Source organism: Paenibacillus sp. P4_A7 (assembly GCF_056402455.1).
Map to the genome: position 1 here is coordinate 1 of NZ_JBFUHJ010000292.1, position 7,041 is coordinate 7,041.

Consider the following 7,041-nt stretch of genomic DNA (forward strand, 5'->3'; position numbering starts at 1 on the left):
CTGCATGGCCCTGTTCCTTATTTAAAAATCAATTAAACCAACACTAATCAACAAAGCGTCATCAACCTTGCGCATTGTTTCATCATCCAAATGCGTAATCTTATCGGTTAACCTTTGCTTGTCAATCGTCCGTATCTGCTCCAGAAGCACAACGGAATCACGATCAAAGCCATGCACCGCCGCATCCATCTCGACATGAGTTGGCAGCTTAGCTTTCTGAATTTGTGCGGTAATGGCCGCAACAATTACTGTTGGGCTAAATCGATTTCCAATATCATTTTGAATGACAAGAACCGGGCGTACGCCGCCCTGCTCCGATCCGACGACAGGCGATAAATCCGCAAAAAACACATCTCCGCGTTTTACAATCAAGCTCTACACCCCGCTTACAAGACGGCCCAGCATATGGTCTGCTTCTTCCTCCGCTTGAAAAGCTTCCGAGGCCATGTTCAGGTTAATTTTCGCCATTTCCATATACCCGCGCTGCATGGATTCACGGATCTGACGTTTTTTGCGCTCCACAAGATAGAGCTTCATGGCTTGCCTAATAAACTCGCTGCGATTGGAGTTTTCCTTGGCGACAATCCCGTCGACCTCCTCCAGCAAATGATCTGGTAGGCTGATCATGATCCTCTTGGTATTTTGCACATTGGCCACCGAACTCGCACCCCCAAAACTTTTCCAAAACCTTAATACACATTATGACAATATATTGCCTTCGCTATACTTCAACATATCTATGATCATCGTATATCAATTATGCTGTATGTTTTCATGTATAACATTCGCAGATCAACTGACATATTAATTCGTGATCTTTAGCGAAAATCCTCTTCATTCATAAAAAAATGTCAGTTGTAATAAAAACCATTTTAATCCGGATTAAGCTAATGGGTTGCGAATATCCATAATTTGGCCGCCGCTTATATATACACGAGGCACACGAGCCGCTAGCATGCAAATTACTTCATAGTTATTGGTGCCCAGTTGTTGTGCAACCTCTTCAACCGTAATGACTGCGTCTCCCTGACGTCCGATCAATACAACCTCTTCACCTGGTGCTACAGGCAACGAATCCATGTCTGATACGACGGTATCAAGAGCAATCATGCATTGGTCCATACAAATCGTACCGCGAATCGGTAATTTAACACCCCTCACAAGCCCGTGTGCTTTACCTGTAAGCATACGGCTGAACCCGTCGGCATACCCGATTGGAAGTGTTCCAATGCGTTCTTCGCCTTCCGTGACATAACGGGAGCCATAGCTGATTCCCCAGCCAGCTGGCGCTGTTTTGACCATTACTACTTCTGTTTTAAGGGTCAACACCGGCTCAAGCTCGATGCGTTGCTGATTAACCTCTACAGATGGATATAAACCGTACATGCTAATCCCCAGGCGAATCATGCCAACCGCCCATTCTGGCGTATCAATTCCTGCTGCGCTGTTCGCTGCATGAATAATTGGAATCGGCAGTCCTTGCTGCTTCACGTAGTCTGCTACTTCTCGAAACCTGTCGTATTGCAGTCTTGTATAGCTCTTGTCAGCCTCATCCGCTCTTGCATAGTGCGTAAATAGACCTTCCACATCAAGCTGAGATACCTTTAAAGCTCTCTCAATGAACGCTATTGCGGCTTCTTTGCCAAGCACACCAAGCCGTCCCATGCCGGAATCAAGCTTCACATGTACCTTAAGCTTTCGGCCGCTCGCGTCCACTGGCAGCCTTTCAGCCGCTTCAATGACATCTTCTCTAAACAAGCTTATTGTAATATTCTGTTCTCTAGCTAACTCGAGCGCATCCGCTGGTACGAAGCCGAGTACTAGAATGGGTGTTTGAATGCCAGCATTACGCAGTTGCAGCGCTTCATCAAGAAAAGCTACGCCTAGGTAATCAACACCAAAGCGCTCAGCCTCACGTGCAATCTCAACTGCGCCATGTCCGTATGCATTTGCTTTAACCGAAGCCATAAGACGGCATTCTGTCGGAATCACGTTACGGAAAGCTTGCAAATTATTTTTTAATGCATCCAATGATAATTCAGCCTTAGTCGGGCGATAAAACGAATCCAAGCCTTTCACCTTCTCCTCATCTGGTAGCCATTACAATCCGAGCAGCAAACATCAATAGTAATAATGTTATACGTTGCTGCTAAGACTGTCAATGAAATGAACCCCAGAATTGGCTAGTACGTCTTGGAAATAAAAATCCATTATCGTATTATTTTCCTGCTTCAGCCTGAACAGACTGTGCTATTTTAATTAATTCTGAATCGGTAAGGTTTCCGCTTGTTAAACGGAACTGATTGCCTTCATACGTCCAAGTTAGCGTCAACTGCTCATCACCACTGAGCTCACCTATCGTGAAGCCTAAATCAACCATATCTCCTTGCACATAGGTTGCCGCCATATCATTTGGCTTCGTTTGAATAAGCGTATAGCTATAATCGCCAGCATACCTTGTCATTACGCCTGGGTTTCCACCAAACACAATGTCTATCGAATCTTGATAATTCACACCAACCGGAGTGTGTGAAGGCAGCATAACCGTTAATGGAGTTTTTGCCTCACCGTCTACTCCTGCTGCTGCATCCTCGTCAACGTTAGCATCTTCTTCATCTTCATTAATGGCTTGATCATCACCATCTACAGCCGTACCGCCTTCGGGTTTATCACCTTTCACATTTGCTTTATTGTCGGGTGCATCAACCTCATTCGTAGTGCCGTCACCGATCTTCTCTGGTGTTGTCATGGTCGGCTCTTCTGTCGTACCGGAAGGCTGAGCCTTCATATTCGCTTCCGTTTCAAATACGGTTTTATCAAATTTCGGACCGAATTCAAAGGAATCGAATTTCACTTCGACCATCAAGGCCGCATTCGTATCACTAACCTCTACATGAACCGGCTTATAATCGGATTTATTAAGCCATATTTTCTGACGAGCAAGCGATCCGTTGTTATAGTTGGCCATTACATCAAATACGTAAGCATTCTCATCCACTGCAAAGTGACGCGATCCATCCACTAAAATACTTTGTACAAGCGTTTGATACAAGTAAACCTGTCCTTGATTTTGCGGCCAATCGCTTTGGAACCGGAATACTTTGTTCAGCTTCGGTGTTAGTACGAATACGCCGTCAGCATTACGAAGTACGATTTGCGTAATGTCCTTCTCTTCATTCGTAAGCTTTATGCGATAGAATTCAGGCTTCTGATAGGATACTTCCACCTTGTACTCGAGCGGTTGCTGACTGGTATGCAGGGTCATTGTCCCGCTTCCTTGATAGCTTTCCATATTGTTTACAAACTTGTCGAGATCCTTAACTACGGACTCGGCGTCCTTCGTACCGCAAGCACTCATTACTAATGCAAAACATAATAAAATTGCCGCGGTCCATGTGATGCGACGCATGTAATCATCCCCTCTGCACAATGTTTTTCCATCTGATAACATGTCTATGAGGGGACTTGGACATTTATGCGGACTAGTTTGACAAGCATGACAAGCTTTATTCAGCGTCGTCAATAAGATAAGCATCAGCAAGGAAAGGACATATCGAAAAAGCTCTTTCAGACTCCAATCGGAATGTGAAAGAGCTTAGATAAATGTTAGGACTTCTGGTTTTCAAAGCTATCTCAGGTGTAGCAACAGTTATTTAACGGTTGTTTTTCGAGACCAGATCAAGACGGGTATAAATAGTAGTGCAAGTACTCCCCCAGCAAGAGAAAGTACCATATAGCTTGAATTCGCTACGACCAACCCCGCCAACGCTCCACTCGATGCTCCAGCCAAAGCAATAGTTACGTCAACCGTTCCTTGTGTTCTTGCACGAGTAGTCGGAGTCGTCGCATCCACAATGAGTGTGGTGCCGCTTATCAAACCAAAGTTCCATCCTAACCCAAGCAAAGCGAGAGCGATGATGAGCAGCGGCATTGAATCAGCAGGTGCGGCTGAGGCAAGAATACCTGCAGCAAGCAGCGTGACACCTGAAGCAATTGCCATTGCAGTTCTTCCTACTTTGTCAACGAGTATGCCTGTTATAAGTGAAGGAAGATACATGGCGCCAACATGAATACCAATGACCAATCCTACGTCACTTAAGCTATGTCCATGATGRCTCATATTGATCGGTGTCATCGTCATAATGGCTACCATAACCATTTGAGTTAAGATCATAATTGTTGCTCCAACCACTACTCCTCTTTTGTTAATAACTAATGTAGTGGCGTTCGTGTCTGCTAGAATACTTTCATTTGATCTCTGTACTGTCGCAATTGCTTTTGCTATAAGGAGCGGATCAGGGCGAAGCAAGATCAGCAGTACCAAACCAGCAAGGATGAATGCTGCTGCTGCCAAAATGAATGGACCTGCTAGCGCTGGAACTCCAATAGAAACAGCAAACCATCCCATGTCATCAACCAAATTAGGTCCAGCAACAGCACCTAGTGTAGTGGAAACTAATGCGATGCTGATTGCAGTTGCACGCTTTGTTGAAGGAGCCATGTCGGTACCTGCATATCGTGCTTGTAAGTTTGTCGCCGTGCCTGCACCATAAATAAACAATGATGCAAAAAGAAGAACAATATTACCAGTAACGGCTGCAACTACGACTCCAATCGCACCAATACCGCCTGCAAGAAATCCTGACGCTAAACCTATTCGTCGCCCATACCGCTCTGAAAGCCTACCTACCAGTAATGCTGCAACCGCAGATCCCAAAGTAAATAAAGCAGCTGGAACGCCTGTAACGCCCTCTGTGCCAATCATATCCTGTGCAAGTAAAGCTCCAACAGTTATACCCGCCGCAAGACCCGCTCCTCCAAAGATTTGTGAAATAACTATAATGACCAACGTACGTCGATAAAGCCGTTCTCGCTCACTTGGAGAATCTATGTAACGCTGCAACTTAGCTGGTTGCGTCTGTGAGGAAACGAGATCACTACTATTCTTCTGCATCACTAAGAACCCCTTTCCCCTACGAACAATGACATGAACAAATTATACAATTTTTTTTGAAAACTGGGATCATTATATTTCGTTAGCTACCTCTGCCTGCACTTCCCCCCGTCATCCGTCGCAGATGCTCCCCGCCTAAAGACCAGCACAGCTAATGGTCTAAGGACCGTTACGAAACCGTCACACACACTCTACAATTAAGACATAGATGAGCAACACGAAAGGATGTTTGAATATGAAAAAATTGTTTCGATCAACAACGGATAGCAAAATTACAGGTCTTTGCGGAGGCCTCGGACAATGGCTGRGCATTGATTCCACAATTGTTAGACTTTTAGTTGTCATAGCTGCATTCTTTAGCTTTGGTGGAGTTATTTTGGCTTACTTTATTGCAACACTCTTTATACCTAAAGATTCAAGCAACAGCTTCACATATGTCGATCACACTAATTACTAATTAAGCCAATGTGTACACAGTAGTGTGCAGCATCCTAAACTTTTTGAGGAGAGATGAAGAAATGGGAATTTTAAATCGGGTCGTTAGCATGACAAAGGCAGCAGCAAATGAGATGCTTGATAAGATTGAAAATCCGGTAATGATGCTTAATCATTACTTAAGAGATCTGGACGAGGAAATTTCGAAGGTCGAACACGCTATTGTAGGGCAACTAGCGCAGACGCGAATGCTCCAAGCAAAACTTGGTGAATTACACGGACAATCTGACTATTACAATGACAAAGCGGAACACGCCGCAGTTGAAGGACGCGAAGCTGAAGCACGGACAGCTCTTGAAGCGAAACTTCTCTATTTGGAGCAAGCTGAAGAGACATCAAGACTTCATCATATTGCCGAGCAAGCGACACTAGACCTTGCACATCGCGTAGAGTCGTTAAAGGAAGAGAAGGTCCGATTGCAGGCTAAACGTACAGAGCTTATTACTCGGGTGAGGCAGACGGGCGGACCATCTAACAGCTCCTCTGCACATTCCCCTTATGGAAGCTCGGCTGTACAAGGCTTTGAGAGAATCGAACAAAAGGTAATGGAATGGGAAGCGGAGCGCGAGCTTGCCAAAAGCTCATACGGCCAATATGCCACTGGACAAGGCTTCGAGCAGCAGCAAGAGCAACGAAATGCTCGTGTGGATGAAGAGTTGAAGCGTCTCTTACAGAAGCAATCCAATCATTAATTCTAGATAGCAATTGACCAATATACGATAGGGTGATACAGAAATAATCTTCTGTTTCACCCTTTTCTATTTGCCGTCATTTCTTTCTTTAATCGATTGTGATAAATGTCACAAGTTGTTCATTGTCATATTAATACATAACACATATAATACTAACAAGAGAAGATTGTGAAACTTTTCACCTAGTTGGGCGTTGTGTTCATTACAAGTCTCTTCGCCCTACTACATCTAAGGAGGATATACGATGAAAACAAAGATTGCTGTTATTGGATGTACGCATGCTGGTACTGCTGCCATTACTGGAATAGCTCGCTTATACCCGGACGCTCAAATAACTGTTTTTGAACGGAATGACAATATCTCCTTCCTCTCGTGTGGAATCGCGCTTCATGTAGGCGGAGTTGTTAAAAACGCAGATGAGTTATTCTATGCATCGCCAAACCAGCTAGCCGATCTCGGTGTAACAACGCTCATGCGTCATGATGTGAAGAATGTTGATACTGAGGCTAAGACGCTGCAAGCAACGAACTTAGAGACTGGTGAACAATTCACGCATAGTTATGATAAGCTTGTCGTAACAACAGGCTCCTGGCCGATTATCCCGCAGATGGATGGGATCAATCTAGACAACGTCGTCCTCTGTAAAAACTATAACCACGCACAGACCATTATCGAAAAAGCGAAAACGGCTAACCGAATTGCCGTCATTGGTGCAGGATACATCGGTATTGAGTTGGTTGAAGCATTTGAAATGCTAGGCAAGAAAGTTACATTAATTGATAATATGGATCGCATCCTTTATAAATATTTAGACCAAGAGTTTACTGACCTAACCGAACAAGCTCTTGTAGAACGTGGAGTTCAGCTGGCACTGGGCCAGACGGTAACTTCATTCACTGG

At 44.5% G+C, this 7,041-nt stretch carries 8 protein-coding genes; 3 read left to right on the top strand and 5 right to left on the bottom strand.

What is annotated here, in order from left to right; translation table 11 throughout:
- Positions 1 to 21 precede the first annotated feature (21 nt).
- The 5 genes from AC1DWN_RS23970 to AC1DWN_RS23990 all read right to left on the bottom strand — a co-directional run bounded on the left by AC1DWN_RS23970 (position 22) and on the right by AC1DWN_RS23990 (position 4,954).
- On the bottom strand, positions 22 to 372 hold the full coding sequence (locus AC1DWN_RS23970; RefSeq protein WP_197937475.1) for a type II toxin-antitoxin system PemK/MazF family toxin: 351 nt from the start codon (positions 370 to 372) through the stop codon (positions 22 to 24).
- A 3-nt stretch (positions 373 to 375) separates the two neighbouring features.
- A complete protein-coding gene (locus tag AC1DWN_RS23975; protein WP_475812111.1) occupies positions 376 to 657 on the bottom strand; it encodes a ribbon-helix-helix protein, CopG family in 282 nt (93 codons plus the stop codon).
- Between the two features lie 225 nt (positions 658 to 882).
- On the bottom strand, positions 883 to 2,070 hold the full coding sequence (alr, locus tag AC1DWN_RS23980) for an alanine racemase (protein WP_477561410.1): 1,188 nt from the start codon (positions 2,068 to 2,070) through the stop codon (positions 883 to 885).
- A gap of 148 nt (positions 2,071 to 2,218) precedes the next feature.
- Positions 2,219 to 3,409 (bottom strand): LolA family protein, encoded by a 1,191-nt coding sequence (locus tag AC1DWN_RS23985; RefSeq protein ID WP_477561411.1) that lies wholly within the window; start codon positions 3,407 to 3,409, stop codon positions 2,219 to 2,221.
- Between the two features lie 240 nt (positions 3,410 to 3,649).
- Positions 3,650 to 4,954, bottom strand: coding sequence for an MFS transporter (locus tag AC1DWN_RS23990; RefSeq protein WP_477561412.1), 1,305 nt, complete (start codon positions 4,952 to 4,954; stop codon positions 3,650 to 3,652).
- Between the two features lie 235 nt (positions 4,955 to 5,189).
- Between AC1DWN_RS23990 and AC1DWN_RS23995 the strand changes: the two genes are divergently transcribed.
- From AC1DWN_RS23995 to AC1DWN_RS24005, 3 genes are all read left to right on the top strand, one after another.
- Positions 5,190 to 5,411 carry a PspC domain-containing protein gene (locus AC1DWN_RS23995; RefSeq protein ID WP_477561413.1) on the top strand — a complete coding sequence of 74 codons (222 nt, stop codon included), beginning with the start codon at positions 5,190 to 5,192 and terminating at the stop codon, positions 5,409 to 5,411.
- 61 nt (positions 5,412 to 5,472) lie between these two features.
- A complete protein-coding gene (locus AC1DWN_RS24000) occupies positions 5,473 to 6,141 on the top strand; it encodes a PspA/IM30 family protein (RefSeq protein WP_477561414.1) in 669 nt (222 codons plus the stop codon).
- A 244-nt stretch (positions 6,142 to 6,385) separates the two neighbouring features.
- The coding region (locus AC1DWN_RS24005) for an NAD(P)/FAD-dependent oxidoreductase (protein WP_477561415.1) at positions 6,386 to 7,041 on the top strand (656 nt) is incomplete at its 3' end.

Bases quoted from the DNA above. Each gene is read 5' to 3' on its own strand.
- AC1DWN_RS23985 (WP_477561411.1), bottom strand. From the start codon at position 3,409: ATGCGTCGCATCACATGGACCGCGGCAATTTTATTATGTTTTGCATTA.
- AC1DWN_RS24000 (WP_477561414.1), top strand. From the start codon at position 5,473: ATGGGAATTTTAAATCGGGTCGTTAGCATGACAAAGGCAGCAGCAAAT.